Origin of the sequence: Achromobacter sp. PD1 (assembly GCF_048541815.1) — a bacterium.
Taxonomy (GTDB): domain Bacteria; phylum Pseudomonadota; class Gammaproteobacteria; order Burkholderiales; family Burkholderiaceae_B; genus Achromobacter; species Achromobacter bronchisepticus_A.
Genome location: NZ_CP183349.1, coordinates 2,659,377 through 2,686,284 on the forward strand (window position 1 = coordinate 2,659,377; position 26,908 = coordinate 2,686,284).

21 protein-coding genes and 2 pseudogenes are annotated in these 26,908 nt (G+C 66.1%); 14 read left to right on the forward strand and 9 right to left on the reverse strand.

The genetic code is table 11. From position 1 onward, the window contains the following. Nucleotides 1–181 precede the first annotated feature (181 nt). Nucleotides 182–2,035 carry an EAL domain-containing protein gene (locus ACM1PE_RS12480; protein WP_419343453.1) on the forward strand — a complete coding sequence of 618 codons (1,854 nt, stop codon included), beginning with the start codon at nt 182–184 and terminating at the stop codon, nt 2,033–2,035. Nucleotides 2,036–2,185: 150 nt separating this feature from the next. Here the strand turns inward: ACM1PE_RS12480 and ACM1PE_RS12485 are convergent. Further along, nucleotides 2,186–3,661: pseudogene (locus ACM1PE_RS12485) on the reverse strand (methyl-accepting chemotaxis protein); the annotation flags it as partial. Between the two features lie 170 nt (nt 3,662–3,831). Here ACM1PE_RS12485 and ACM1PE_RS12490 point away from each other — a divergent pair. Both ACM1PE_RS12490 and ACM1PE_RS12495 read left to right on the forward strand, forming a co-directional pair. Further along, the gene (locus ACM1PE_RS12490) at nt 3,832–4,992 is read left to right on the forward strand and encodes an acyl-CoA dehydrogenase family protein (RefSeq protein WP_059375802.1); all 1,161 of its coding nucleotides are present in this window, start codon (nt 3,832–3,834) and stop codon (nt 4,990–4,992) included. Between the two features lie 16 nt (nt 4,993–5,008). Then, entirely contained in the window at nt 5,009–6,385 is a 1,377-nt protein-coding gene (locus tag ACM1PE_RS12495) for an MmgE/PrpD family protein (RefSeq protein WP_118932033.1), read from the forward strand. A 65-nt stretch (nt 6,386–6,450) separates the two neighbouring features. On the opposite strand, the gene rph is transcribed toward ACM1PE_RS12495, so the two are convergent. Next, nucleotides 6,451–7,185 carry a ribonuclease PH gene (gene rph, locus ACM1PE_RS12500; RefSeq protein WP_054454085.1) on the reverse strand — a complete coding sequence of 245 codons (735 nt, stop codon included), beginning with the start codon at nt 7,183–7,185 and terminating at the stop codon, nt 6,451–6,453. A 180-nt stretch (nt 7,186–7,365) separates the two neighbouring features. On the opposite strand from rph, the gene ACM1PE_RS12505 reads away from it, so the two are divergent. The 4 genes and pseudogenes from ACM1PE_RS12505 to ACM1PE_RS12520 all read left to right on the forward strand — a co-directional run bounded on the left by ACM1PE_RS12505 (nt 7,366) and on the right by ACM1PE_RS12520 (nt 9,341). Further along, nucleotides 7,366–8,298 carry a YicC/YloC family endoribonuclease gene (locus ACM1PE_RS12505; protein WP_059376168.1) on the forward strand — a complete coding sequence of 311 codons (933 nt, stop codon included), beginning with the start codon at nt 7,366–7,368 and terminating at the stop codon, nt 8,296–8,298. A 221-nt stretch (nt 8,299–8,519) separates the two neighbouring features. Next, nucleotides 8,520–8,684: a hypothetical protein gene (locus tag ACM1PE_RS12510; protein ID WP_419343454.1), complete on the forward strand. Its 165-nt coding sequence runs from the start codon at nt 8,520–8,522 to the stop codon at nt 8,682–8,684. A gap of 10 nt (nt 8,685–8,694) precedes the next feature. Further along, nucleotides 8,695–9,017, forward strand: a pseudogene (locus ACM1PE_RS12515) (type II toxin-antitoxin system RelE/ParE family toxin). Nucleotides 9,018–9,020: 3 nt separating this feature from the next. Then, entirely contained in the window at nt 9,021–9,341 is a 321-nt protein-coding gene (locus tag ACM1PE_RS12520) for an addiction module antidote protein (RefSeq protein WP_419343455.1), read from the forward strand. A gap of 78 nt (nt 9,342–9,419) precedes the next feature. On the opposite strand, the gene ACM1PE_RS12525 is transcribed toward ACM1PE_RS12520, so the two are convergent. After that, nucleotides 9,420–10,934, reverse strand: coding sequence for an amino acid permease (locus tag ACM1PE_RS12525; RefSeq protein WP_133304578.1), 1,515 nt, complete (start codon nt 10,932–10,934; stop codon nt 9,420–9,422). Between the two features lie 182 nt (nt 10,935–11,116). Beyond that, a complete protein-coding gene (locus ACM1PE_RS12530) occupies nt 11,117–12,616 on the reverse strand; it encodes an AMP nucleosidase (RefSeq protein ID WP_419343456.1) in 1,500 nt (499 codons plus the stop codon). 309 nt (nt 12,617–12,925) lie between these two features. Between ACM1PE_RS12530 and ACM1PE_RS12535 the strand changes: the two genes are divergently transcribed. Further along, the gene (locus tag ACM1PE_RS12535; RefSeq protein WP_059375793.1) at nt 12,926–13,525 is read left to right on the forward strand and encodes a C40 family peptidase; all 600 of its coding nucleotides are present in this window, start codon (nt 12,926–12,928) and stop codon (nt 13,523–13,525) included. Nucleotides 13,526–13,626: 101 nt separating this feature from the next. Here ACM1PE_RS12535 and ACM1PE_RS12540 read toward each other — a convergent pair whose 3' ends face one another. Beyond that, nucleotides 13,627–14,397, reverse strand: a complete 771-nt coding sequence (locus ACM1PE_RS12540; RefSeq protein ID WP_059375790.1) for an SDR family oxidoreductase — start codon at nt 14,395–14,397, stop codon at nt 13,627–13,629. Nucleotides 14,398–14,730: 333 nt separating this feature from the next. Here ACM1PE_RS12540 and ACM1PE_RS12545 point away from each other — a divergent pair, with 333 nt between their 5' ends. From ACM1PE_RS12545 to ACM1PE_RS12565, 5 genes are all read left to right on the forward strand, one after another. Next, nucleotides 14,731–15,435 carry a c-type cytochrome gene (locus ACM1PE_RS12545; RefSeq protein ID WP_419343457.1) on the forward strand — a complete coding sequence of 235 codons (705 nt, stop codon included), beginning with the start codon at nt 14,731–14,733 and terminating at the stop codon, nt 15,433–15,435. Beyond that, the gene (locus ACM1PE_RS12550; protein WP_419343459.1) at nt 15,432–16,349 is read left to right on the forward strand and encodes a c-type cytochrome; all 918 of its coding nucleotides are present in this window, start codon (nt 15,432–15,434) and stop codon (nt 16,347–16,349) included. Before ACM1PE_RS12545 ends, ACM1PE_RS12550 begins: the two co-directional genes overlap by 4 nt. A 102-nt stretch (nt 16,350–16,451) precedes the next feature. Beyond that, the gene (gmk, locus tag ACM1PE_RS12555; protein ID WP_082400970.1) at nt 16,452–17,084 is read left to right on the forward strand and encodes a guanylate kinase; all 633 of its coding nucleotides are present in this window, start codon (nt 16,452–16,454) and stop codon (nt 17,082–17,084) included. Nucleotides 17,085–17,128: 44 nt separating this feature from the next. Further along, nucleotides 17,129–17,332 carry a DNA-directed RNA polymerase subunit omega gene (gene rpoZ, locus ACM1PE_RS12560; protein WP_006219679.1) on the forward strand — a complete coding sequence of 68 codons (204 nt, stop codon included), beginning with the start codon at nt 17,129–17,131 and terminating at the stop codon, nt 17,330–17,332. A gap of 21 nt (nt 17,333–17,353) precedes the next feature. Then, complete coding sequence (locus ACM1PE_RS12565) at nt 17,354–19,651, forward strand: RelA/SpoT family protein (protein ID WP_054454071.1); 2,298 nt, start codon at nt 17,354–17,356, stop codon at nt 19,649–19,651. A gap of 47 nt (nt 19,652–19,698) precedes the next feature. Here ACM1PE_RS12565 and glnQ read toward each other — a convergent pair whose 3' ends face one another. The 3 genes from glnQ to glnH all read right to left on the reverse strand — a co-directional run bounded on the left by glnQ (nt 19,699) and on the right by glnH (nt 21,976). Then, nucleotides 19,699–20,427 carry a glutamine ABC transporter ATP-binding protein GlnQ gene (glnQ, locus tag ACM1PE_RS12570; RefSeq protein ID WP_059375777.1) on the reverse strand — a complete coding sequence of 243 codons (729 nt, stop codon included), beginning with the start codon at nt 20,425–20,427 and terminating at the stop codon, nt 19,699–19,701. Then, the gene (gene glnP / locus ACM1PE_RS12575) at nt 20,424–21,080 is read right to left on the reverse strand and encodes a glutamine ABC transporter permease GlnP (protein WP_054454065.1); all 657 of its coding nucleotides are present in this window, start codon (nt 21,078–21,080) and stop codon (nt 20,424–20,426) included. Before glnP ends, glnQ begins: the two co-directional genes overlap by 4 nt. Before the next feature lie 143 nt (nt 21,081–21,223). Continuing rightward, the gene (glnH, locus tag ACM1PE_RS12580; RefSeq protein ID WP_054454063.1) at nt 21,224–21,976 is read right to left on the reverse strand and encodes a glutamine ABC transporter substrate-binding protein GlnH; all 753 of its coding nucleotides are present in this window, start codon (nt 21,974–21,976) and stop codon (nt 21,224–21,226) included. A gap of 167 nt (nt 21,977–22,143) precedes the next feature. On the opposite strand from glnH, the gene ACM1PE_RS12585 reads away from it, so the two are divergent. After that, a complete protein-coding gene (locus ACM1PE_RS12585) occupies nt 22,144–23,178 on the forward strand; it encodes a C45 family autoproteolytic acyltransferase/hydolase (protein ID WP_419343463.1) in 1,035 nt (344 codons plus the stop codon). 73 nt (nt 23,179–23,251) lie between these two features. On the opposite strand, the gene ACM1PE_RS12590 is transcribed toward ACM1PE_RS12585, so the two are convergent. Beyond that, nucleotides 23,252–26,875, reverse strand: coding sequence for a hydantoinase B/oxoprolinase family protein (locus tag ACM1PE_RS12590; RefSeq protein WP_059375773.1), 3,624 nt, complete (start codon nt 26,873–26,875; stop codon nt 23,252–23,254). Nucleotides 26,876–26,908: the final 33 nt, after the last annotated feature.

Consider the following 26,908-nt stretch of genomic DNA (forward strand, 5'->3'; position numbering starts at 1 on the left):
CCCCTGCGCCGCCTGCGGGCGTCATGCCCGTGCCAGTGGAATGGATATACCTTGCGCCGGGGTTGACAGTGATACTGACCCTAATTGAATATGGCGCGCCTGCCGTCGGCGAAACAACGCGGACATATTTTGTTGTCAACATGATCAAACTTGTCACTGATAGTATCTGAACGCACCGGCGATGGACCCCATTCACGCTTTGCCCCGGCCGGTAGCGGCCCGCGCGCCCTCAGCCTCCCTGGACGGCGCGTCAGCGCACGTGAGCCTGGCTGGCATCCTGCGGGAACGGCTGCTGCGCCCGCGCTTCCAACCCGTGGTCGATCTTTCGCACAGCCGCATCTACGGCCATGAAAGCCTGATCCGCGGCCCGGTCGACACCGCCCTGCACTTTCCCGACGCCTTATTCGCCGAGGCCCGCCGCCAGGGCCTGCATCCGCAGCTGGAGCTGGCCAGCTTCCGCGCGGGCGCGCAGGGCTTTCACCAGCACGACGCCGCCGGAATGCTGTTCCTGAACCTGTCCGGTTCGGCGCTGCTGCACTACTGGACTCTCTGGGGCGAGGAAATGCCCGAGCGCCTGCTCAAGAATTGCTCGCTCGCGCCTTCCAGCATCATCGTCGAACTCACCGAGCAGGATCCGCTGTCCGAACACATGGGCGAGCTGTCCAGCGCATTTGCCTGCCTGCGGGCGCATGGCATGCGTGTCGCGCTGGACGACTATGGGGTGGGCAACTCCAATCTGCAGCTCTGGGCCGAGATGCAGCCGGACCTGGTCAAGATCGACCGCTATTTCTTCGCCGGCATCGGCCAGGATGAACGCAAGCAGAACATGGTGCGCGCCATCCTGAAGGTGGCGCAGCATCTGGGCACCACCATCGTCGCCGAAGGCATCGAGACAGCCGAGGACCTGGCCGTGGTGCGCGAGCTGGACATCCGCTACGCGCAAGGCTGGCTGCTGGGCCGGCCGGAAGAAATGCTGCTGACCGAGCTGGCGCCGCCGCTGCGCGATTCGCTGCGCCTGCGCGCGCCCGCCACGGCGCCGGCGCGCGGCGTGGGCGGCACGGCGGCCAGCCTGCGCGTCGAAGCGCCGGCGGTGCAGCTGACCGGACACACCAATGACGACGTGCACCGGCTCTTCATCGAACACAAGGAAATGCACGCGGTGGCGGTGATCGACGACGATAACCGCCCCGTCGGCATCATCAACCGGCGCGACTTTTCGGAACATTACGCACAGCGCTATACCCGCGAGCTGTTTGGACGCGACGCCTGCTCCACCTTCATGAACGCCGAACCGGTGCTGGTCGATCTGGACGTGTCCATCGACCAGTTGAGCCACGTGCTGATCTCCGAAGACCAGCGCTACTTGATGGACGGCCTGATCATTACCCGCGAGGGCCGCTACGACGGCCTGGCCACCGGCGAAACGCTGGTGCGGTCAGTCACCGAAATGCGCATCGAGGCGGCACGCTACGCCAATCCGCTGACGTCCCTGCCCGGCAACATCCCTATCAGCCGGCACATCGCCACCCTTCTTGAAGACGCCGACGATTTCACCATCTGCTATGGCGACCTGAACAATTTCAAACCCTTCAACGACGTCTACGGCTATTGGCGCGGCGACGACATGATCATGCTGACCGCCGAAGTCATCAAGCGCCACTGCGATCCGCAGCGCGACTTCGTCGGCCATGTGGGCGGCGACGACTTCGTGGTGCTGCTGCGCAGCCCCGACTGGATGGCGCGCGCCCAGCGCATCATCGCGGAGTTCAACGACCGCGCCATGGACCTGTACGACGAAGCAGGCCGCCGCAACGGCGGGATCGAAGCCGAGGACCGCTACGGCGTGCCACGCTTCTTTCCCTTCGTGACGCTGGGCGTGGGCGCCCTCACCGTCACGCCATCGTTATGCGAGCGCATCCGCCCCGAGGACATCGCGTCGGCCGCCGCTCACGTCAAGCACAAGGTCAAGCACGGGAACCTGTCGCTGGTGGCCGAGCGCTACACCGGCGGCATCCTGCCGCAGCTGGACAGCTGAATCCTGTCCGGCCGCGCCGTCGGCCGGCGGGGCGATCTGGAACACCGCCACCGCCCGGCGCAAACCTTGCGCCTGGGCTTCCAGCGCCGCGGCCGCGGCCGCGGTCTGCTCCACCATGGCGGCGTTCTCCTGCGTCGACCGTTCGATATCCGCCACCGCATGGTTCACCGAGGCAATGCCCGCCGCCTGCTCGGCCGTCGCGCTGGAGATCTCGGCCACGATCTGCGTGACCCGGTCCACCGATTGCACCATGTCGCGCATGGTGTCGCCGGCCAGGCTGACCTGACGCACGCCGGCTTGCACGCGCGCCGCGGAATCCTCGATCAGCCCCTTGATTTCCTTGGCGGCCTGCGCGCTGCGCTGGGCGAGCGAACGCACCTCGCCCGCCACCACTGCAAAGCCCTTGCCCTGCTCTCCCGCGCGCGCCGCTTCCACCGCGGCATTGAGCGCCAGGATGTTGGTCTGGAAAGCGATGCTGTCGACCACGCCCACGATCTCGCCGATGCGGCGGGCGCTCTCGGCGATGCCTTGCATGCTCTGCACCACCTCTTCCACCGCCGCGCCGCCACGTTGCGCCAGTTGGGTCGCGCCCAGCGCCTGGCGGCTGGCCAGGTCGGCGTTGCCGGCGGTCAGTTGCACCGTATGCGCCAGCTGCATCATGTTGGCCGAGGCTTCCTGCAGCGAGCCGGCCTGGCGCGCGGTGCGGTCCGACATGTCCGCCCCGCCCGCGGCGATCTCGCCCGAACCGGTATGGATTTCCTCGACGCCGTGGCGCACCGAAGCCACGGCCGCCGACAGGCCCTTCTGCATGCGCCGCATGGCGCTGTACAGGACGCCGATCTCGTTGTCGCCGCGCATGGCGATCGCGCCCGTGAGATCGCCGTCGGCGATGCGGTCGAAATGCGCGCCGGCTTCGTTCAGCGGCCGCAGGATGCCGCGGCGGAACGCCAGCCGGATCAGCACTGCCAGCAACAGCACCAGCGCCAGCACCCCGGCCGCCACGCCGATTACCCGCTGCAGCGTGAGGCTGGCGCTGGCCACCGCCGCCTGACCCTGATCGCGGGCGTAGGTCTGGTAGGCGTCAGCCTGCTTGACGTAGGCGGCGCCGCTGGCGGGCAGCACCTTGTCCACCAGGCGGTTCACCTCGATGCCGTTCCAGCCCTTGATCGCCGCATGCATGGGCGCCAGCGTCTTGTCCGCGAAGGCGGCGTAGGCCGCCAGTACCGCATCGAACAACGGCGCGCCCTCGGCGCTGATGTCGGGATTGGCGCGCAAGCGTCCCAGGCTGTCCGCGGCCTGCTTGAAGAGCGCCTCGGCGTGCGCCAGCGACTCGTTGCGCGCCTCTTCCAGCCCGCCTTCCATCGCCGTCTTGGCATCCGTTAGCGCGGCCCGCGCCTGGAACAGCCGGCTGGTCATGTCGGCCAGATCGCCGGCCCGTTCGATGCTGCCCCGGCCCAGCGCTTCGATATCCGTCCGGTTTTCCCGCAGCACCGAGATTCCCGCCGCTGCCGCCAGCGCGAACAGCACTACGAACAACGCAAGAATGGCCGACAACGCCGTCGTGACCCTGATGTTTTTCCGCATATCCGTCCATACAAAACCTGCCGCGAGCGGCGGCGTTCGCATGGATTATGGACACCCAGTTTGGCAATTTCTTGACACAACCCGGGCACGGGGATGACAAACTCCCGTCATGAAACCGAACCCCGTATTAAGCAATTGTGAATTGGCAGGGGCGGCCGCTTACGGCACATTCAACGCTGTACCGATCCATCACCCATATAGAAAACAGCATCATGCCCAACGCCTCCCACGCCTATCAGGACATCCGCGAAGCCGTGCGCGACCTCTGCGCCCAGTTCCCCTCCGAATATTTCCGCAAGGTCGATGAAGAACGCGGCTATCCCGAAGCCTTCGTCCGCGCGCTGACCGAAGCGGGCTGGCTGGCCGCGCTGATTCCGCAGGAATACGGCGGCTCCGGCCTGGGCCTGACCGAAGCGTCGGTCATCATGGAAGAAATCAACCGCAGCGGTGGCAACTCCGGCGCCTGCCACGGCCAGATGTACAACATGGGCACGCTGCTGCGCCACGGCTCCGAGGCCCAGAAGCGCGAGTACCTGCCGCGCATCGCCGCCGGCGAACTGCGCCTGCAGTCCATGGGCGTGACCGAACCCACCACCGGCACCGACACCACCAAGATCAAGACCACCGCGGTCAAGCGCGGCGACCGCTACGTCATCAACGGCCAGAAGGTCTGGATCTCGCGCGTGCAGCACTCGGACCTGATGATCCTGCTGGCGCGCACCACGCCGCTGGACCAGGTCACGCGCAAGTCCGAAGGCATGTCCATCTTCCTGGTGGACCTGCATCACGCGGTGAAGCATGGCATGTCGATCCGCCCGATCCCCAACATGGTCAACCACGAGACCAACGAGCTGTTCTTCGACAATCTGGAAATCCCCGAAGAGAACCTGATCGGCGAGGAAGGCAAGGGCTTCAAGTACATCCTGGACGGCCTGAACGCCGAACGCACCCTGATCGCCGCCGAATGCATCGGCGACGGCTACTGGTTCGTGGACAAGGTCACCGCCTACGCCAAGGAGCGCATGGTGTTCGGCCGCCCCATCGGCCAGAACCAGGGCGTGCAGTTCCCCATAGCCCGCGCCCACATCAACGTCGAAGCCGCCAGCCTGATGCGCTACGAGGCCTGCCGCCTGTTCGACGCCCACGAGCCCTGCGGCGCCCAGGCCAACATGGCCAAGCTGCTGGCCGCCGACGCATCCTGGGAAGCCGCCAATGCCTGCCTGCAATTCCATGGCGGCTTCGGCTTCGCCACGGAATACGATGTAGAGCGCAAGTTCCGCGAAACCCGCCTGTATCAGGTCGCGCCGATCTCGACCAACCTGATCCTGTCCTACGTGGCCGAACACATCCTGGGCCTGCCCCGCTCCTTCTGACCGGATCCCGACATCCATGACCGCTGCCAAAGACACCCCGCACCTGAGCGCCGAACTCGCGGCCTTTGCCGCCAATCTGCGCTATGAAGACATTCCAGCCCCGGTGCTGCGCCGCGCCGAGGATCTGCTGCTGGACTGCCTGGCCTCCATTCTGGCGGGCGCTTCGGCCCGCGCGGTGCAGGCCATCGACCGCTATGCCGCCGCCATGGGTCCGGCCGACGGCCCCAGCGAAGTCCTGATCACGCGCCGCCGCACCACGCCGCTGTTCGCCGCCATGGTCAACGCGGCGGCCGCCCACGTGGTCGAGCAGGACGACGTGCATAACGGTTCCGTGTTCCACCCCGCCGCCGTGGTTTTCCCGCCGGCGCTGGCGGTGGCCCAGGCGCTGGGCCGCTCGGGCCGCGACCTGCTGGTCGCCTCCGTTGCGGGCTACGAAGTGGGCATACGCGTCGGTGAATTCCTGGGCCGTTCGCACTACAAGATCTTCCACACCACTGGCACCGCCGGCACGCTGGCCGCCGCCGTCACCACCGGCCGCCTGCTGAACCTGTCGCCCGAGGAAATGCTGCACGCGCTGGGCTCGGCCGGCACGCAGGCCGCGGGCCTCTGGGAGTTCCTGCGCGACGCCGCCGACTCCAAGCAATTGCACACCGCCAAGGCCGCGGCCGACGGCATCACCGCCGCCTATCTGGCGCGCGAAGGTTTCACCGGCGCGCGCCACATCCTGGAAGGCCCTCAGGGCATGGCGGCCGGCATGTCCACCGACGCCGATCCCAGCCGCTTGTGCGACCGCCTGGGCGAGCGCTGGGCGCTGGCCGAGACCTCGTTCAAGTTCCACGCGTCCTGCCGCCACACCCACCCGGCGGCCGACGCGCTGCAGCAAGCGCTGCACGACAACAATCTGACCGAGGCCGACATCGAGCGCGTCGTGGCCCACGTGCACCAGGGCGCCATCGACGTGCTGGGCCCGGTAGTCAATCCGCAGACGGTGCACCAGTCCAAGTTCTCGATGGGCACCGTGCTGGCCCTGATCGCCCGCCAAGGCCGCGCCGGCCTGGCCGAGTTCGACGCCGGCCTGGACGATCCGGGCGTGGCCACGTTCCGCGGCAAGGTCGAAATGGAGCTGGATCCCGAGGTCGATGGCGCCTACCCGCAGCGCTGGATCGGCAAGGTCACGGTCTACACGCGCGACGGCCGCAAGCTGCATGGCCGCGTGGACGAACCCAAGGGCGATCCGGGCAACACCCTGAGCCGGGCGGAAATCGAGGACAAGACGCTAAGCCTGGGCCGCTACGCGGACGCCGCCACGGAGCAAGAGCTGCGCGGGCTGATCGCGGCGATCTGGAACCTGGAAAAGGCGGAAAAAATGGAAACGCTGCTGGCGCCGAAATAGTGCCAGCAGGCGGGGCCGCGGGTTGGCCGCGGAGTGCGCGTCCAACCCGTTTTGTTTGGCGCCGATCAGGCCAGCGCCGCGCGCTGCGCCCGCACCAGGCCGGCGATGCCGCTTTCGGCCAACACCAGCATCGTGTCCAGTTCCGCGCGGGTGAAGGTGGCGCCCTCGCCCGTACCCTGCACTTCCACGAATGCGCCGCTGCCGGTCATGATCACGTTCACGTCGGCGTCGCAGGCCGAGTCTTCCTCGTAATCCAGGTCCAGCACCGCGCGGCCCTGCACCAGGCCGACGGACACCGCCGCGACCGCATCGCGGATCGGGTTCGCGGCCAGGTCGCCGCGCTGCATCAGCAACGCGACGGCGTCGGCCGCCGCCACCCAGGCGCCGGTAATGCTGGCGCAGCGCGTGCCGCCGTCGGCCTGCAGCACGTCGCAATCCAGGTGCAGCGTGCGCTCGCCCAGCGCTTTCATGTCGAACACGGCCCGCAGGCTGCGGCCGATCAGGCGCTGGATTTCCTGCGTGCGGCCGCTCTGCTTGCCGCGCGCGGCCTCGCGGTCGCCGCGCGTGTGGGTGGCGCGCGGCAACATGCCGTATTCAGCCGTTACCCAGCCTTCCCCCTTGCCCTTCAGAAAAGGCGGTACTTTCTCAAGTACGCTGGCCGTGCACAGCACATGGGTGTTGCCGGCCTTCACCAGCACCGAACCTTCGGCGTAGCGCGTGAACCCGCGCTCCAGGCTGAACGGCCGCAATTCGTCGACGGCGCGGCCCGAGGGACGGGCGATGGCGGGGGTAGTGGTCACAGGCAGACTCCAGACGTGGCTTAGATCCGCCGCATTGTACGGGGTGGCGCCGCAGGAAAACGCCGCTTGGAGTATCCTGCCGCGATATAACCGGTACAAATGGAATGGCCCGCGCCGAAAACCGGCTGGCGCGCAGGCCCGCCGGTTCCCAATAAAAAGCATTACCAGGACACGCACATCATGATTCGCAGCATGACCGCTTTCGGCAACGCCCGCGCAGATCTCGAGCAAGGCACGCTTGCGCTCGAATTCCGCAGCGTCAACAGCCGCTTCCTCGACCTCTACTTCCGCCTGCCCGACGAACTGCGCCACGTGGAAACGCCGCTGCGCGAACTGCTGACCGCCAACCTGGCGCGCGGCAAGGTCGAAATCCGCGTCTCCTACACGCGCAACGCCAACACCGACCTGTCCAAGCTGGAACCGGCCTGGCTCGAAAGCCTGGCCGAACAGCTGCAAGCCGCGCGCCGCATCCTCCCCGACATCGCCGCCCCGCGCCTGGTGGAACTGTTCAACTGGCCCGGCCAGCGCGCCAACGACGCGCTCGACCCGCAAGTCTGGGGCGCCGCCTGCATGCAGGCCGCCCAGCAGGCCCTGACCCAACTGCAGGAAGGCCGCGAACGCGAAGGCGAACGCCTGGCCGGCATGATGCGCGAATGCGCCGACGGCGTGGCGCGCATCGTCGAACTGGTGCAGGCGCACCTGCCCCAGCTGCTGGCCGACCACCGCGACAAGCTCGCTTCCAAGCTGCGCGAAAGCGTGGAATCCGCCTTCCCCGGCGGCTTCACCCACATTTCCGGCGCGGAACTGTCGGAACGCCTGTCCCAGGAAGCCAACCTGTTCGCGCTGCGCATCGACGTGGCCGAAGAACTGTCGCGCCTGCGCTCGCACCTGGAAGAACTGCGCCACCTGCTGGGCGACGGCGGCGGCAAACCCGCCTCTGGCAAGAAGAATGCAGGCAGCGCGGGCAAGCGCCTGGACTTTCTGTTCCAGGAAATGAACCGCGAAGCCAACACCCTGGGCTCCAAGGCCGGCAGCATGGAAGTCACCCGCGCCGCCATGGACCTGAAGCTGCTGATCGAGCAGATGCGGGAACAGGCGCAGAACATCGAATAGCGGAATACGCGGCGGCGCCTCTGAGTGGGCGCCGGATCCTGGCGTAAAAAAGGCAGCCCTTACCTGCTGGATGGATGATCCAGTGCGTAAGGGCTGCTTTTCGTCTGGTTTTCGAATTGAGAGAGGCCGGACAACCGTCCACATCTGTTGATATGGCCGGCTACCGCGCTTGCCGTCAGAGGCGCGCCTTTAGGCCAACATCTATGTGGACGGAAAGTACCTTGAGCACCGCATTCGACGATATCCGGCAAGCTCTACAAGAAGCCCTCGCCCACGCCAAGGGCGGGGCAAATGGGGTGCGTATGCATATCATCCCCGAAATCGAACCCGCAAAGCGGGATGCGCAAATAGAGCCTGGAAACGGCAAAACTGTGAGTCATGATTGACACATAGTGTATGTCATGGCTCACAATAACCGCGATCGAAGTCGCCCAGAGTCGCGAGTTCAAAGTCTGGCATGACAATCTGCGCGACAAGGATCGCACGCGCACGCATCGCTGCCGGAATCCGCCTTGCTGAGTGAGCACGGCAATCTGGGCGATTGGAAGCCCTTGCGCGATGGCGTTTCAGAAATGCGCATCGACGTCGGTCCCGGCTACCGCCTGTACTTCACCCGTCGCGGCAAGACAGTAATTGTGCTGCTCTGCGGTGGCGACAAGGCGATGCAGGACATCGACATCAAGCGCGCCGTTGATCTCGCCAAAATGCTGAAGGAGTGAACCATGAGCGAACCTCTCAAAGTCGACATCCCCGCAGGATTCAGCCGATGGAATGCTGCTGACACCCTCAAGACCGATGAAGATGCCGTGCTGTACTTTGAAGCTTGCCTCGCGGAAGACCCAGGTGACGGCAGTCTGATCCGTGCGGCTCTGGGCGACATCGCCCGGGCACGCGGCATGAGCCAGCTTGCCCGCGAGACGGGTCTGTCCCGTGAAGGGCTGTATCAGGCCCTATCGGCCAAAGGAAACCCGGAGTTCAGCACCATCATGAAAGTGATCCGCGCCTTGGGACTCAAACTGCATGCGGAGATTGAACACGTTTGAGAGACTTGCGCAGGCCGCGTCTTTGAGCGCGGCCTGCAACGGGGCAGCGCCACGACGGCCTGCCCATCACCCGCGCGCCTATCCCCTCGCCTCACCCGCCGCGGGCTCCCCCCGCAACGCTGAATCCAGATAAGCGCTACGCGCCCGCGCATCCGGGAAATGCATGTCGCGGTAGTTCACGAAACGCGAGCCGCGCGCCAGCCGGTAGCCGGCCCAGATCAGCAGGAACAGCGGAATCCCGATGTAGGTGGCGACCACGCCGCCCCAATCGATCTTGTCCTGCAGGAACGCCTGGTAGTTCTGCCCCAGGGTGATGATCAGGCACAGCACGAAAGCAAAGATTGGCCCGAACGGAAAGAACGGCGACACATAGGGCAGATCGGCCAGGTTGTGGCCCTGCTTCACGTAGCCGCGGCGAAAGCGGTAGTGGCTGATGGCGATGCCCAGCCAGGCGATGAAGCCGGTCATTCCGGAAGTGTTCAGCAGCCAGATGTAGACGGCATTGGGGCTGAAAATAAAGGTAAAGAAGCACAGCGCCGCCACCACCGTGGTCGCCAGCAGCGCCCACAGCGGCACGCCGCTGCGCGAAATGCGGCCGAAGATGCGCGGCGCCTTGCCTTCGCGGGCCAGGCTGTAAAGCATGCGCGTGGCCGCGTACATGCCGGAGTTGCCCGCGGACAATACCGACGTCAGCACCACCGCGTTCATGACCGAAGCCGCCCCCAGAAGACCGGCACGCTCGAATATCAGGGCGAAGGGACTGACGCTGATGTCCTCGACCTCGTTGCGCAGCAGGTGCGGATCGGTATAGGGAATCAAAAGGCCGATGACCAGGATGGCCGCCACGTAGAACAGCAGGATGCGCCAGAACACCTGGCGCACCGCGCGCGGCAGGTTGCGCGCCGGGTCCTTGGATTCGCCAGCGGCGATGCCGATCAGCTCGGTACCCTGGAACGAAAAGCCCACCACCATGGCCACGCCGATCAGCGCGGCGAAGCCGCCCGAGAACGGCGCATCGCCCACCGTCCAGTTGGCCAGGCCGCCGGTTTCTCCGCCGCGGATGATGCCCAGCAGCATCATCACGCCCATGGCCACGAAAGCCAGCACCGCGATCACCTTGATCAGCGCGAACCAGAACTCCGCCTCGCCGAAGCCGCGCGCCGACATGGCGTTCAGGCCGAAGGTGATCGCCAGGAACAAGGCGCTCCAATAGAAGCCTGGCACGTCGGGAAACCAATAGGCCATGACCAGCTGCGCCGCCACCAGGTCCACCGCCACGGTCACGGCCCAGTTGTACCAATAGTTCCAGCCCAGGGCGAAGCCGAAGCCGTCCTCGACGTAACGCGCGCCGTAGGTCGAAAAGGAGCCGGAAACCGGCATGGCGGCGGCCAGTTCGCCCAGGCTGGTCATCAGGAAATAGACCATGATGCCGATGAGCACGTAGCCCAGCAGCGCCCCGCCGGGGCCGGCCTTTGCAATGGTCGCGCCGGAAGCCACGAACAGGCCGGTGCCGATGGACCCGCCCACCGCAATCATGGTCAGGTGGCGCGCGGACAGCGTGCGACGCAGTTCCGAAGGCGGGTTCGCCTTCACCTCGCGCGTGCCGCCCGAGCGACGTTCATCGTGTTCCGATGGTGCCAAAATGCATTTCCTTCAGGTCATGAAGGCACCCGCGCGCAGCGCCAGGTGCCTGGGAATTTCCAAGCAACCGGCGAGAATAGCGCAAGAGGCCCCATCCGGTGAAATCGGGCGGCCTCGGGGACGGATCGACGAACCTATTGAAACGCTGTTTCCATGAAGGTGCGCAGCTTGCGCGAATGCAGGCGTTCCGGCGGCATGTCGCGCAACCGCTCCAGAGCGCGGATGCCGATTTCCAAATGCTGATTTACCTGGCGGCGGTAGAAGGCGCTGGCCATGCCGGGCAGCTTCAGCTCACCGTGCAGCGGCTTGTCCGACACGCATAGCAAGGTGCCGTATGGCACGCGGAAACGGAAGCCGTTGGCCGCGATGGTGGCGGACTCCATGTCCAGCGCGATCGCGCGGGACTGCGCAAAGCGCTCCACCAATTCCAGATGATCGCGCAGTTCCCAGTTGCGGTTGTCGATGGTGGCCACCGTGCCCGTGCGCATGATGCGCTTGAGGTCCCAACCCGACAGCCCCGCCACCTCTTCGACCGCCTGCTCCAGCGCCACCTGCACCTCGGCCAGCGCCGGAACCGGCACCCAGGTCGGCAGGTCGGCGTCCAGCACGTGGTCCTCGCGCACATAGCCGTGCGCCAGCACGTAGTCGCCCAGGCGCTGCGAATCGCGCAGGCCGGCGCAGTGGCCCAGCATCAGCCAGGCGTGCGGGCGCAGCACGGCGATGTGGTCGGTAATGGTCTTGGCGTTGGACGGTCCCACGCCGATGTTCACCAGCGTGATGCCGGAATGGTCGCCGCGCACCAGGTGATAGGCCGGCATCTGCGGCAGGCGGACCGCCTGGTCCTCGTCGCCCGGGCCGCTTTCGCCGCGGCGCGTAATGCGGTTGCCTGGCTCCACCAGCATTTCGTAGTCTTCGTTGCCGCTGGCCATGAGCGCGCGGGCGCGGGCGCAGAACTCGTCGACGTAGAACTGGTAGTTGGTGAACAGCACGAAATTCTGGAAATGCGCCGGCGCGGTCGAGGTGTAGTGCTGCAGCCGGTGCAGCGAATAGTCCACGCGCTGGGCCGTGAACGGCGCCAGCGGCTTGGGTTCGCCCTCCTTGCCGCGCCAGGAACCGTTGACGATGGCGTCGTCCGTCACCGCCAGGTCGGGCACGTCGAACAGGTCGCGCAAGGGGCGCTTGAGCGCCTCCAGGTGCTCGCCCTCGACGTAGGCGCCTTCCGGGAAGGCGAAATGCAGCGGAATGGGCGAATCGGACTCGCCGACTTCGACCGCCACGCGGTGGTTCTGCAGCAGTTGGCTGACCTGCTCTATCAGGTAGTCGCGAAACAGCGCGGGCTGGGTGATGGTGGTCTGGTAAATGCCCGGCTCGGCGACGTGGCCGTAGGACAGCCGGGTATCGATCGGGTCATAGGTTTCCACCACGATGCGGATGGCCGGGTAGTAGGCGCGGGCGCGCTCGCGGCCGTTGGTCGAGCCTTTCAGCACTTCACGGAAGGCGGCGCGCAGGAATGCGGTATTGCGCGCATAGATTTCGATCAGGCGCTCCACTGCCGCCACCGCATCCTGGGACGGCTCGAAAGGCAAGGCTTCCGGCCGGCTCATGGAAGACAAAGGGTGCACTGCGTTCATCATCGAGCTTTACTCCGCTTCTCATCTTATCTGTAACCGCGGCCGCTGCCGGCTTGCCGGGCCGCAGGGCCGATTGCGACGATTATGCCCGAGCCCGCGCAAGATGAAGTGTCATATTCGACGGCCCGGGAAGCTGCGCGCGCCGTAACTTCCGCCGACAAGAATGCTGCATTGCACTACAAATGTAATGAAACATTATTCCATTACAATCACATGGCAGTCCGGGGTTTTACGTCCCGGTGTTGCCCCTTTCCGCCGGCTTGCCTGTCCAGGCAAAGCCATGCCGCCCACTCCGATTCTTGAAGTGACGTAATGACGCCGCCCACGCGAAAAGCCCGAATTGCCCAACTCCGCATTCCCGTATTCCTGTCAGCGCCCATCATCGCCCTGACTCTTTCCTGGATTCCCGACGCCGCCCAGGCGTCCATCCGCTCCGAGCAGGCCCGCCCCTCGCTCACTGGCCTGCGCCTGGCGCAGGAACCCACCGTTCCCACCCTGCGCGACCGCGTCGTGCAAGCCGGCCTGGATGCCATCGGCACCCCCTATAGCTGGGGCGGCGACGATGCCGACGGATTCGATTGCAGCGGACTTGTGCTGCACGTCTTCCGCGAAATCGCCGGCCTGGAGCTGCCCCGCACGGCGCGCGCGCAACGCACCGCCGGCGAATCCGTCGCCAACAAGCAGGAATTGCGCCCCGGCGACCTGGTGTTCTTCGCCACGCGCGGCCGCGGCGTGACCTCGCACGTCGGCATCTACATCGGCCAGAACAAGTTTGTCCACGCTCCGCGCCGCGGCACCAAGGTGCGTGTGGATGAAATGAAGAATTCGTACTGGAACAAGCGCTACGTCGGCGCCCGGCGCTATCTGGATATGCAACCGGGCCAGATGCTGGCCCAGGCTTCCGCCCGCTGACGGAAATGATCGGGGCGGCGCTGCCGGCGCGCCCCGGGGGGGGCACCACAGCCTGCCGCGGCCAGTCCATCCAGGACGCGCCGCCGCAGGCTTGCCGCGTTTCAGCCCCGGCCCACGAAGGGCATATTGGTCGCCATGATGGTCATGAACTGCACGTTGGCCTCCAGCGGCAGGCGCGCCATGGCAGCCACCGCCTGCGCCACGTGCGCCACGTCCATGCGCGGCTCCACCTTGGTGCTGCCGTCGGCCTGCAGGATGCCTGCGGCCATGCGCTCGGTCATGTCGGTGGCGGCATTGCCGATATCGATCTGGCCGCAAGCAATGTTGTAGGGCCGGCAGTCCAGCGAAATCGACTTGGTCAGCCCGGTCACCGCGTGCTTGGTGGCAGTGTAGGCAATGGAGAACGGACGCGGCGCATGCGCCGAGATCGAACCGTTGTTGATGATGCGTCCGCCGCGCGGATTCTGCGCCTTCATCACGCGGATGGCGGCCTGCGCGCACAGGAACATGCCGGTCAGATTGGTGTCGACCACGTCACGCCAGACCGACACGGGCAATTCTTCGATCGGCATCGCCGGCGCGCCGCGGCCGGCATTGTTGAACAGCACATCCAGCCGGCCATACTCACGCTGCGCGCTGTCGAAGAGTTCACGCACGGCCTGCTCGTCGGATACATCCGTGGGCACCACCAGCGCCCTCACGCCGTCCTCGCCGGCCGCGGTGCGGGTGGCTTCCAGCGGTTCGCGGCGGCGGCCGGCCAGCACGACCCGATAACCTTGCGCCAGGAATTCCAGCGCCACCGCGCGGCCTATGCCGGTACCGGCGCCGGTGACCAGCGCCACGCGCGGGTGTTCGATCTCGTTCGCTTGCATCGGATTCTCCTTGTTATCGATCGGCGGAATGCTACCCCAATCATTCTGGCCATGCTGCAAGCGAAGGTTCCAGCCGTGACACATTCGAACGCGTCACACGCAAGCAAAAATTACCCGGCATGGACGAACTGCCGAACGCGCCGGAAGACGCGTTTTTCCTGAAGCGGTCGCGACCGGCGGATCCGCGCCCGCGCCGCTTTTTCTCGCAGAAAAAAACCGCGCAACGCATGCCATAGGGTCGACAATTCCGTGTTGATCCGTCACAAGTCTTTATATAATTCCTGGCAATTAGCTTATTACCAGAAATCCAATAACACCCACGGAGCAGGTTATATGACCCCACGGTCCCTATCCGCCGCACTGATCCTGAGCGCGCTGCACGCCGCCTCGGCCGGTGCGCAAAGCGCGCCCGACGGCAAGCAGATCAGCACCCAGGGCGCCAACGGCGCGCCCGCCTGTATCACCTGCCACGGCGCCCGTGGCGAAGGCAACCCGGCCGCCGGCTTCCCGCAACTCGCCGGCATGGGCAGCGCCTACCTCGAAGAACAGCTCGAAGCCATGGCCAACGGCTCGCGCGTCAGCCCGGTCATGGCCGCCACAGCCAAGGCGCTGGACCCGGCACAGCGCAAGGCCGTCGCGCAGTACTACGCCTCCCTGCCCTCCGCGCAGGACATCGACAAACTGGCCGCGACCGCCATGCATCCGGCCAATCCGGCCGATACCGGCGCCTGGCTGGCTACGCGCGGCGCCTGGGACAAGAACGTGCCGGCCTGCAACCAGTGCCACGGACCGGGCGGCATCGGCGTAGGCGCGAATTTCCCCGCCTTGGCGGGCCAACCCGCCGCCTACATCGCCGGCCAACTGCGCGCCTGGCAGCAAGGCCAGCGCCCGCCGGGTCCGCTGGGCCTGATGCCGGCCGTGGCCACGCGTCTGTCCAGCGCCGAGATCGACGCCGTGTCCGCCTATTACGCAGGCCTGCCCAAGGCCGCCGACCAGCTTGCCGCGCAAGCCAACTCCGCCGCGGGAGCCCAGCAATGACCCCCATCAGCCTGCGCCTGCTGTCCGCCGCCTGTCTGTTCGCATCCGCCGCCGCGTTTGCGGCCGAACCCCGCCCGTCCTTCACGCCGCCGTCGGCCGCGTCCATTCCCGACAACGATTTCGGCAAAGCCGTACGCGAAGGCGAGCAGATCTTCCTGCGCACACCCCAAAAGGCCGCCAAGTTCGTCGGCAACAACCTGAACTGCGTCAGTTGCCACCTGGACGCCGGCCGCCGGCCGGACTCCGCGCCGATGTGGGCGGCCTACGTGCTCTACCCCGCCTATCGCGCCAAGAACGGCCACGTCAACACCCTGGCCGAACGCCTGCAAGGGTGCTTCCGCTTCAGCATGAACGGCAAGGCGCCCGCCGCGGACGATCCCACCCTGACCGCGCTGCAGACCTACATGTTCTGGCTGGCCAGCAAGGCGCCGACCGGCGTGGTGCTGGAAGGCCAGGGCTATCGCAAGCTGCCCGCGCCCGCCAAGAAGGCGGACTACCTGCGCGGCAGCGAGGTCTACGCGCAGTATTGCGCGGTCTGTCACGGGGCCGAAGGCCAGGGCCAGAAGAACGGCAAGCATTGGGTGTTCCCCGCCCTGTGGGGCGCGGACTCCTTCAACTGGGGCGCGGGCATGCACCAGATCGGCAATGCCGCCGGCTTCATCAAGGCCAACATGCCGCTCGGACAGGCCGGCATGCTGAGCGACCAGGAAGCCTGGGACGTGGCCTACTTCATGAACGCGCACGAACGTCCGCAGGATCCGCGCTACACAGAGTCTGTGGCCGCGACCCGGGCCAAGTACCACGACTCCGACGATTCGCTATACGGTATCGAGGTCAACGGCCATCTGCTGGGCAGCGACTCGCCGCCAGCCGGCGGCAAGCTGACCCAGGCCGCCGCCAAGGCTGGCGGCTAAGTCCGGCAGGCGCAAATCACGTGGCCGGCTTGCGGGTTCCCCCCTGCCCGGCCGCGTGATTTGTTATTCTTCGTGTCTTAGCATCACACGCCCGCCACATTCATGTCCGCCAATCCCGGAAACGTCTTCATGGTCGTCGCGCCCAGCGGCGCCGGCAAGTCCAGCCTGGTCAAGGCCTTGCTTCAGCAAGACCCCTCCATCCTGCTCTCCATCTCCTGCACCACCCGCGCGCCCCGCCCCGGCGAGGAAGACGGCCGCGAGTACCGCTTCGTGTCCACGGACGAGTTCAAGCTCCTGCGCGAAGGCAACAACCTGCTGGAATGGGCGGAAGTGCACGGCAATTTCTACGGCACGCCGCGAGACCGCATCGACGAAGCCACCCGCGCCGGCCGCGACGTGCTGCTGGAGATCGACTGGCAAGGCGCGCGCCAGGTGAAGCAGCGCTTCCCCGGCGCGATCGGCGTGTTCGTGCTGCCGCCGTCCATTGACGAACTCGAAAGCCGGCTCAAGGCGCGCGGCCAGGACGCGCCCCAGGTGATCGCGCGTCGCCTGATGGCCGCGGGCGGCGAAATCGCCCACGCGCCTGAATGCGAATATGTTATTATTAATCAAGAATTTAGCGTGGCCTTGTCGGAATTGACTCAAATAGTCAGCGCCGCACGGCTGCGCTTTTCGTCTCAGGCCGCCCGCCACAGCCAGTTGTTCTCGCAGCTGGGCATCCCGGCCGAGCACTGAGCCGAACGCATTCTCCCCATCCTCCATCAGCACCAGGTGTCCTAATGGCTCGCATTACCGTCGAAGACTGTCTGAACCAAATCCCCAATCGTTTCAAGCTCACGCTGGCCGCAACGTACCGCGCCCGCGAGTTGGCGCAAGGCCATGCCCCGCGCCTGGACAGCAAAGACAAGCCCACGGTCACTGCCCTGCGCGAAATCGCGGGCGGCCTCACCGGCGTGGAAATGCTGCGTAAAGTACCCACCTGATCGTTTCCGGGGGCGGCAAGCATGGCTTTTCCCGGGCTGAAGTACGCTTCATCAGGTCTGCTTGCCGCACTGCGTGCCGGCTCCCGTCTCGGGCGCCGCACGGGCAAGAAAGACAAGACTCCCCCCACGCCACCGTCCGTCGCCGCGCAAGAAGCGGCGGACGCGACCGCCTCGCCGGTCGCTTCGCTGGCGCCGCTGACCGAAATCATCGGCAGCTATCTCGACAAGAAAGACGTAGAGCGCGTGCGCGAGGCCTATCGCTTCGCGGACCAGGCGCATCTGGGCCAGTTCCGCGCCAGCGGTTCGCCCTACATCTCTCACCCCATCGCCGTCACGGAAATCTGCGCAGGCTGGAAGCTCGACGTCAACGCGTTGTCAGCCGCCCTGCTGCACGACGTGATGGAAGACCAGGGCATCGCCAAGCACGAATTGGCCGAGAAATTCGGCCCTGAAGTCGCCGAACTGGTCGACGGCCTGTCCAAGCTCGACCGCCTGGACTTCGCCACCAAGGCCGAACAGCAGGCCGAGAGCTTCCGCAAGATGCTGCTGGCGATGGCGCGCGACGTGCGCGTCATCCTCATCAAGCTGGCCGACCGCCTGCACAACATGCGCACGCTGGACGCGGTCAATCCGGAAAAGCGCCGCCGCATCGCGCGCGAAACCCTGGACATCTACGCGCCGATCGCCCATCGCCTGGGCCTGAACCTGCTGTTCCGCGAATTGCAGGACCTGTGCTTCGCGGCCATGTACCCGAACCGCTACCAGGTGCTGTACAAGGCGGTGCTGGCCGCGCGCGGCAACCGCCGCGAGGTCATCACCAAGATCGCCGATTCGGTGCGGGCCTCGCTGCCCGCCGCAGGCATCGAGGCCGAGGTCACCGGCCGCGAGAAGACGCTCTACGGCATCTACCGCAAGATGGTCGACCAGAAGAAGTCGTTCTCCGACGTCCTGGACATCTACGGCTTTCGCGTCATCGTGCACACCCTGCCCGAGTGCTACCTGGCGCTGGGCACGCTGCACCAGCTCTACCGGCCCGTACCCGGCAAGTTCAAGGACTACATCGCCATCCCCAAGGTGAACGGCTACCAGTCCCTGCACACGACCCTGGTCGGTCCCTACGGCACGCCGGTGGAGTTCCAGTTCCGTACCCGCGACATGCATCATGTGGCGGAAGAAGGCGTGGCCTCGCACTGGCTCTACAAGGGCGCGGACCTCACCCTCAACGACCTGCAGAAGCGCACCCACCAGTGGCTGCAGTCGCTGCTGGACATCCAGAGCCAGACCGGCGATTCCGGCGAATTCCTGGAGCACGTCAAGGTCGATCTGTTCCCCGACGCCGTCTATGTATTCACGCCGCGCGGCAAGATCATCTCGCTGCCCCGCGGCGCCACGCCGGTGGACTTCGCCTACGCGATCCACACCGACATCGGCAACCAGGCGGTGGCCGCCAAGGTCAACGGCGAATTCGTGCCGTTGCGCACCGAACTCAACAGCGGCGACACGGTGGAAATCGTCACCTCCCCCGCTTCCCGTCCGAACGCGCAGTGGCTGAACTACGTACGCACCGGCCGCGCCCGCTCTGAAATCCGCCACTACCTGCGCACCGTCAAGTACGAAGAGTCAGTGGCCTTTGGCGAACGCCTGCTGGGACAGGCGCTGCAGGAGCTGCACATGCCCCTGCCCGCCACCGACGACCCGGCCTGGCAGAAGCTGGCGCGCAGCACCGGCGCCAGCTCGCGCGAGGAAATCCTGGCCGACATCGGCCTGGGCAAGCGCCTGGCCGCCGTGGTGGCGCGCCGCTTCGCGCCCGAACACCAACTGGTCGCGACCACGGCCGCGGCGGTGGACGAGCTGACCTCGGCGCGCAGCGCCCCCATCCTGATCCAGGGCAATGAGGGCCAGGCGGTGCAATTGGCGCCTTGCTGCGGTCCGCTGCCAGGCGACCCCATCATCGCCGGCATGCGCATGGGACACGGGCTGGTGGTGCATACCGCCGATTGCCCGGTGGCCATGCGCCAGCGCCTGCGCGAGCCGGAACGCTGGATCAACGTCGCCTGGGATCCCAACAACACCGCCAAGCACCTGGCCACGCGCCTGGACATCGTCACGCGCAACGAGCGCGGGGTATTGGGGCGGCTGGCGGCGGAAGTCACGGCGGCCGACGCCAACATCGTGCACGTCACCATGCACGACGACGCGGTCGCCACGGTGTCGCTGCATCTGACGATCCAGGTCGACAGCCGCAAGCACCTGGCGCAAGTCATCCGCGCCATCCGCCACGTGCCGCAAGTGCAGAAGATCGTGCGCGTGAAGGGTTGAGCCGTTCTTCAGTGCAGGGCTGAAACGCCAGCCCTGCACTGCGCACCTCAGGTCACGTGCTGCAGAAAATCCTTGAGCCGCTGGCTGGGCGGATTGCTGAGCAATTCGCCCGGCGGACCGTCATGGGCGATCTTGCCGGCGTCGATGAAAATCAGGCGGCTGCCCACCTTGCGCGCAAACTCCATTTCATGCGTGACCACCACCATGGTCATGCCCTCTTCGGCCAGGTCGCGCATGACCTTGAGCACTTCGTGACGCAGCTCCGGATCCAGCGCCGAGGTCGGCTCGTCGAACAGCATCAGCTTGGGTTTGATGGCCAGCGCCCGCGCGATCGCCACACGCTGCTGCTGGCCGCCTGAAAGCTCGGACGGATAGTGGTTCATGCGCTCGGCCAAGCCGACCTTGGCCAGCAGGCTTTCGGCCAGTTCGCGCGCCTCGGCGCGGCTCTGGCCGCGCGTGTGGATCGGGCCGAACATGACGTTTTCCAGCGCGGTCATCTGCGGGAACAGATTGAACTGCTGGAACACCATGCCCGCCTCGCGCCGGATCTCGCGCACTTGCGCGGCCCCGCCGTTCACGCTCAGTCCGTCCACCAGCAAGTCGCCGCCATTGATGGTTTCCAGCACGTTGATGCAGCGCAGGAAGGTGGATTTGCCGGAGCCCGACGGGCCGACCACCACCACGACCTCACCCGCGTCGATGTTCAACGAAATGCCGTTGAGCACCATGGACTCGCCGAAGTTCTTGGTGACGTTGTGGAATTCAACCATGCTCATAGTATGCGCATCCTTCTTTCAATCAGATGCAGGCCCAGCGCCATCAGGCCGGTCAGGATCAGGTAGACGATCGCCACCGCCGACCAGATCTCGACGGCGCGGAAGTTGCTGGCCATGATTTCCTGGCCCTGCCGCGTCAGCTCGGCCACGCCGATCACGATGAAGAGCGAGGAATCCTTGAGGCTGATGATGCACTGGTTGCCCAGCGGCGGAATCATGCGGCGGAACGCCACCGGCCCGATGATGTGGAAGAGGATCTTGTGGAACGGCAGCCCCATGGCCTGTCCGGCTTCCTTCAGGCCCTTGTGCACGGACAACAGCGCGCCGCGCACGATCTCGGAAATGTAGGCGCCGGAATTGATGATGAGCGTGACGATCGCCGCCCACTCCGCGTCCACCCGGATGTTCGCCAGCAGCGGCAAGGCGAAATAGATGAACATCACCTGCACAACGATGGGCGTGCCGCGGATGACCGCAACGTAGACCTGTGCGATGGCCGACAGGATGGGATGCCCGTAAGCCCGTGTCACGCCGGACAGCGCGCCCAGCAGAAAGCCGCCGAACAAGCCCCAGAACGTGATCTTGATGGTCATCAGCGTACCCTCGAGCAGATTGGGTAGCGCGTCCCTGATTACAGTCCAGTCAAACTCCACGATATTCCCCCTATGGCGCGGCGCCGCGCCGTAGCGCGGCGGGAGCGGCGCGGGACCCTGCGCCCGACTGCGGCGTAGCGTCCGGCATCAGCCGGTGCGGGCCGATGCCGGGCGGTCCCGGAATGCAATGCGGACCCGGATGCTCAGGGCTTCTTGCCGAACCACTTGGTATAGATGGCGTCGTACTGGCCGTTGGCCTTCAGCGTGGCCAGCGCCTTGTTAACCTGCGGCACCAGATCGCTGCCCTTGGGGAAGGCGATGCCGTAGAAGTCGCCGCTCTTGACCGAGCCGACCACCTTCACGCGTCCCTTGCCTGCGGTATTGGCGTAGTACTGGACATTGGGCGTATCGTGCACCGCGGCGTCCACGCGGCCGGTGGCCAGTTCCAGATAGGCGTTGTCGATGTTGGGGAACAGCTTGAGCTTCGCGTCCGGCACCTGCGCCTTCAGGAAGTCCACGGTGGCGGTGCCGGTCTTGACCGCGACGGTCTTGCCGGCCAGGGACTTGGCGTCCTTGATGTCCGTATTCTTTTCACCGACCAGGATGGCCAGGCCGCTTTCGTAATAGGGATCGGAGAAGTCGATGACCTTCTTGCGGTCATCGCGGATCGTGATGCCGGCCAACGCCGCATCGATGTTCTTGGTCTGCAGGCCCGGGATGATGCCCGCGAAGTCCATCGGCTGCAGCTTGTACTTGAGGTTGAGTTCCTTGGCGATGGCCGCCCACAGATCCACGTCGAAGCCCACATAGGTATTACCCTGCTTGAACTCGAACGGCACGAAAGCGGTATCGGTGGCCACCACCAATTCCTTGCCTTGGGCATGCGCGCCTGAGACAGCGCCGAACATGGCCACGGACAGGCCGACCAGTGCGGCGGCGACTTTGCGTTTGATCATGAAACTCTCCTCTTGGGGACCAGTCGGCACCCCGGGGTTGTTGTAGGGGCATGATTCCTGGGCTGCGCCGGGGTCTCCGGCACGGCTTACCGCCGATCTTAACGCATACGTCCCCACCCGGCAGCGGCCGGAAAATTTACAATCCGCATGACACCCGGAGGATTCCCATGGCCTACAAACATGTACGCATTGCCGGAAACCGGCGTCAGACCGGCCTCGCGCTGGGCAAGCTGGCGCGGCCCCTGATGGCGACCTACCTGGACCAAAGCCGCACCTGGGACGCGCTGCGGCCATGGCGCGGCCACGCCTTCCTGGACGAGCTGGCGCAGCAGGCGCAAACCGCGCTGCCGGCGATCTGGGAAGAATTGGAAGGCATGGCCGAGGGCTTGCACATGCCGATCGAGGACGTGCTGCTGTGGAACTGCCGCGGCGACCTGCTGCACAGCACCACCGACGGCTGCACCTCCGTCGCGCTGAAAGCGGCCGACGGCACACGCTGGATCGCGCACAACGAGGACGGCGATCCCTACCTGCGCGGGCGCTGCCATCTGGTCGACGTGGCGCTGGACGACGCGCCCGGCTATCTCAGCTTCTACTATCCCGGCTCCCTGCCCGGCCATACCTTCGGCGCCAATCGCGCCGGACTGGTGCAGACCATCAACAACCTGCGCATCCGGCAGCGCCATCCGGGCGTGCCGCGCATGCTGATGGCGCGCGCCGTGCTCGACTGCACGACGCTGGACCAGGCGCTCGCCCTGATGCGCGACCTGCCGCATTCCGGGGGCTTTCACCACACGCTGGGCGCGGCCGGCGACGCCCGCCTGCTCAGCGCGGAAGTGGCGCCAGGCGAGGTTTCCATCCTGGAGATCGGCACGCGCTACGGCCATGCCAATCACATGGTGCATGCCGACATGGGGGGCATCGCGCAGATCGTCACCGACTCGTCGCGGGCACGGCAAAACCGCATCGAAGGCATCGTGGACGGCTGGTCCAGCGCCACCGCCAGCGTGGATCTGCTCGCCGCCTTGCATAACACCGAAGGCGAGCTGCCGATACTGCGAACCTCGCCGGACGATCCGGACGACGAAAACACGCTGGCGACGGCCGTCTTTGAAATTGGGGAAAGCGAAGTGACCTTGCGGGTATACGACCGGAAGGCCAAGGCGGAGATCGCGCTGGACGTCATGTCGGATGCGGAGTGAGATAGCAGCGTGACCCATCAACAAAACGGCCGCGTCATCACTGACGCGGCCGTTTTGTTTCCGTGCGGACGGATTACGCCGCCCCGTAGCCCCCGCCTCCCGGCGTTTCGACGACGAAGATATCGCCCGGACGCAGCTGGGCGCTGTCCTGCGGACCCAGCTCCTGGACCGACCCGTCGGCGCGTTCGACCGAGTTGCGGCCCATGGCGCCGGGCTGCCCGCCCGCCAGGCCGAACGGCGCATAAAGGCGGTTGTTCGACAGGATGGCGGCCGTCATGTCCTCCAGGAAACGGATGCGGCGCACGCCGCCGTCACCGCCCGGATAGCGGCCGGCGCCGCCCGAGCCCTTGCGGATTTCGTAGGACTCCAACCGCACCGGGAACCGGAACTCCAGCACTTCGGGGTCCGTCAGGCGCGAATTGGTCATGTGCGCCTGCACCAGCGAGGTGCCGGCGAAACCTTCGTCGCGGGGACCCGCGGCGTCGATGCGCACCGGACCCGCGCCCGTGCCGCCCGAGATGGTCTCGTAGTACTGATGACGCGCGTTGCCGAACGTGAAGTTGTTCATCGTGCCCTGGCTTGCGGCCAGCACGCCCAGCGCGCCGTACAGCGCGTTGACGATGCACATGGACGTTTCCACGTTGCCCGCTACCACCGAGGCCGGCGGATTCGGGCGCAGCATCGAGCCTTCCGGCAGGATGATGGACAGCGGCACGAGGCAGCCGTCGTTCAGCGGAATATCGTCATTGACCAGCGTGCGGAACACGTACAGCACCGCCGCCACGGCGATGGCGCCCGGGGCGTTGAAGTTGTTGTCCAACTGGTTGGACGTGCCGGTGAAATCCACCACGGCGCTGCGCGCCTCAGTATCCACCTTCACGGCGACGCGGATCACCGCGCCGTTGTCCAGCGGGTACTCGTAGCTGCCGTCCTTCAACACCGAAATCACGCGGCGCACCGCTTCCTCGGCGTTGTCCTGCACGTGTCCCATGTAGGCGCGGACCACGTCCAGGCCGAAGTGGTCGCACATGCGCAGCAACTCCTGCACGCCCTTTTCATTGGCGGCAATCTGCGCGTGCATATCGGCGATGTTCTGGTCCGGATTGCGCGCCGGCCAGCGGCCCGAGCCCAGGATGCCGCGCGCCGCGGCCTCGCGGAATTCGCCGTTCTTCACCAGCTGGAAGTTGGTAAAGAGCACGCCCTCGTCTTCCACCGTCTTGGAATCCGGCGGCATGGAACCCGGCGTGGTGCCGCCAATGTCGGCATGGTGGCCGCGCGAACCGACGTAGAACAGGATCTCGCGCCCCTCGCGGTCGAACACCGGCGTGATGACCGTGACGTCGGGCAAGTGCGTGCCGCCGTGATATGGATCGTTGACCACATAGGCATCGCCAGGCTGCATGCTGCCGGCGTTGGCGCGCATGACCGTGCGCACCGATTCGCCCATGGAACCCAGGTGCACCGGCATGTGCGGGGCATTGGCGATCAGCCGGGCCTGCGCATCGAAGATCGCGCAGGAGAAGTCCAGGCGTTCCTTGATGTTGACCGAATAAGCCGTGTTCTGCAGGCGGTAGCCCATCTGCTCGGCGATCGACATGAAGAGGTTGTTGAAGACCTCCAGCATGACCGGATCGGCCTGCGTGCCGATGGCGCGGCGTTCCGGACGCGCTTCCACGCGACGGATCACGAAGTGGTCCTGCGCCGTCAGTTCGGCCTGCCAGCCGGCCTCGACCACCGTGGTCTGGTTGGGTTCGGAAATGATGGCGGGTCCCGCCACCACGTCGCCGCCTGCCATGTCCTCGCGCACGTACAGAGGCGTATCGCGCCAGGCGCCGCCGCTGTACATGCTGACGACGCGGCTGGGAGCCAGCGCACCGTCGCGCACGCGCGCGCTGGCGGCTTCGCCGACGCGTTCGCCGCCGCCCGTGGCTTCGACCGATATGGTTTCCACCACCAGTTCGCGGTTGGGCATGAGGAAGGAATAGCGCAGGCGGTAGGCCGCTTCGAATTCCTTGCGCGCCTGTTCCAGGTCGGTGTACGCCACTTCCAGCGAGGTATCCGTGCCGCGGTACTTCAGGTGCAGGCGGCGTTGCACGCTGATGTCGCTTTCGGCGACATGCTGGCGGCGCAGTTCGCCCACCGCCTGGCCAGCCAGCTCGTCGAGCTCGCCCTTCAACGCCTGCATCAGTTCGGCATCGAGCACCTTCTCGACCGTCTTCTGGCGCATGTCGGTCTGGTCGGCCAGGCCCATGCCGTAGGCCGACAGCACGCCACCCAGCGGGTGCGCGAACACCGTGGTCATGCCCAGCGCATCGGCCACCAGGCAGGCGTGCTGCCCACCCGCGCCGCCGAACACGGTCAGCGCGTACTCGGTCACGTCATGGCCGCGCTGCACCGAGATGCGCTTGATGGCTTCGGCCATGTTGCCCACGGCGATTTCCAGGAAGCCTTCGGCCAGCTGTTCGGGACTCATTTCGCGGCCGGTGGCGGCACGCACTTCGTCGGACATGGCCGTAAAGCGCGCCACGACCGCCTCGCGGTCCAGCGGCTCATTGGCTTCGGGACCGAAGACCTTGGGGAAAAAGTCGGGCTGGATCTTGCCCAGAAGGACGTTGCAGTCCGTCACCGCCAGCGGGCCGCCGCGGCGGTAGCAGGCGGGACCCGGGTTGGCCCCGGCCGAATCGGGGCCCACGCGCAGACGCGCGCCGTCGAAATGCAGGATCGAGCCGCCGCCCGCCGCCACGGTGTGGATGCTCATCATGGGCGCGCGCATGCGCACGCCGGCCACCTGGGTCTCGAACTCGCGTTCGAATTCCCCGGCGTAATGCGACACGTCGGTGGAGGTCCCGCCCATGTCGAAGCCGATGACCTTGGGAAAGCCCGCGATCTCGCTGGTGCGCACCATGCCGACGATGCCGCCGGCAGGACCCGACAGGATGGCGTCCTTGCCGCGGAAACGGTGCGCGTCGGTCAAGCCGCCGCTGGATTGCATGAACATGAGGCGGATGCCCGGCAGTTCGCCGGCCACCTGGTCGACATAGCGCTTCAGGATGGGCGACAGATAGGCGTCCACCACCGTGGTGTCGCCACGCGACACGAACTTGATCAGCGGGCTGACCTCGTGCGAGGCCGACACCTGCGGGAAGCCCACTTCACGCGCGATGCGGGCCGCGATGCGCTCGTGCTCGGGCGCATGCCAGGCGTGCATGAAGACGATGGCCACGGCGCGAATGCCGCTGTCGTAAGCGGCCTGCATGGCCGCGCGCAGCGCGTCCTGATCCAGCTCGCGGATCACTTCGCCGTCGGCGGCCACGCGCTCGTCCGCTTCCACCACGGACTCGTAGAGCATCTCGGGCAGGACGACGTTGCGGTCGAACAGGCGCGGACGGTTCTGGTAGGCAATGCGCAGGCCGTCGCGGAAACCCCGGGTCGTCACCAGCAAGGTGCGCTCGCCCTTGCGTTCCAGCAAGGCGTTGGTGGCAACGGTAGTACCCATCTTCACGCACTCGACCTGATCGGCGGGCACGGGCTGGCCGGGCGCGATGCCCAGCAGCTTGCGGATGCCGGCCACGGCCGCGTCGCGATACTGCTCGGGGTTCTCCGAGAGCATCTTGGCCGTGGTGGTCGTGCCATCGGGGCGCCGCGCCACGATGTCGGTAAAGGTGCCCCCACGGTCAATCCAGAATTGCCACTTCATAGCTGTCCTTGCAAACAAAGGGTCGCCGCGGCG

Coding starts and splice junctions, on each gene's coding strand:
- ACM1PE_RS12480 (WP_419343453.1), top strand. CDS start 182: ATGGACCCCATTCACGCTTTGCCCCGGCCGGTAGCGGCCCGCGCGCCC.
- ACM1PE_RS12490 (WP_059375802.1), top strand. CDS start 3,832: ATGCCCAACGCCTCCCACGCCTATCAGGACATCCGCGAAGCCGTGCGC.
- ACM1PE_RS12495 (WP_118932033.1), top strand. CDS start 5,009: ATGACCGCTGCCAAAGACACCCCGCACCTGAGCGCCGAACTCGCGGCC.
- ACM1PE_RS12505 (WP_059376168.1), top strand. CDS start 7,366: ATGATTCGCAGCATGACCGCTTTCGGCAACGCCCGCGCAGATCTCGAG.
- ACM1PE_RS12520 (WP_419343455.1), top strand. CDS start 9,021: ATGAGCGAACCTCTCAAAGTCGACATCCCCGCAGGATTCAGCCGATGG.
- ACM1PE_RS12530 (WP_419343456.1), bottom strand. CDS start 12,616: ATGATGAACGCAGTGCACCCTTTGTCTTCCATGAGCCGGCCGGAAGCC.
- ACM1PE_RS12535 (WP_059375793.1), top strand. CDS start 12,926: ATGACGCCGCCCACGCGAAAAGCCCGAATTGCCCAACTCCGCATTCCC.
- ACM1PE_RS12540 (WP_059375790.1), bottom strand. CDS start 14,397: ATGCAAGCGAACGAGATCGAACACCCGCGCGTGGCGCTGGTCACCGGC.
- ACM1PE_RS12545 (WP_419343457.1), top strand. CDS start 14,731: ATGACCCCACGGTCCCTATCCGCCGCACTGATCCTGAGCGCGCTGCAC.
- ACM1PE_RS12550 (WP_419343459.1), top strand. CDS start 15,432: ATGACCCCCATCAGCCTGCGCCTGCTGTCCGCCGCCTGTCTGTTCGCA.
- gmk (WP_082400970.1), top strand. CDS start 16,452: ATGTCCGCCAATCCCGGAAACGTCTTCATGGTCGTCGCGCCCAGCGGC.
- rpoZ (WP_006219679.1), top strand. CDS start 17,129: ATGGCTCGCATTACCGTCGAAGACTGTCTGAACCAAATCCCCAATCGT.
- ACM1PE_RS12565 (WP_054454071.1), top strand. CDS start 17,354: ATGGCTTTTCCCGGGCTGAAGTACGCTTCATCAGGTCTGCTTGCCGCA.
- glnQ (WP_059375777.1), bottom strand. CDS start 20,427: ATGAGCATGGTTGAATTCCACAACGTCACCAAGAACTTCGGCGAGTCC.
- glnH (WP_054454063.1), bottom strand. CDS start 21,976: ATGATCAAACGCAAAGTCGCCGCCGCACTGGTCGGCCTGTCCGTGGCC.
- ACM1PE_RS12585 (WP_419343463.1), top strand. CDS start 22,144: ATGGCCTACAAACATGTACGCATTGCCGGAAACCGGCGTCAGACCGGC.
- ACM1PE_RS12590 (WP_059375773.1), bottom strand. CDS start 26,875: ATGAAGTGGCAATTCTGGATTGACCGTGGGGGCACCTTTACCGACATC.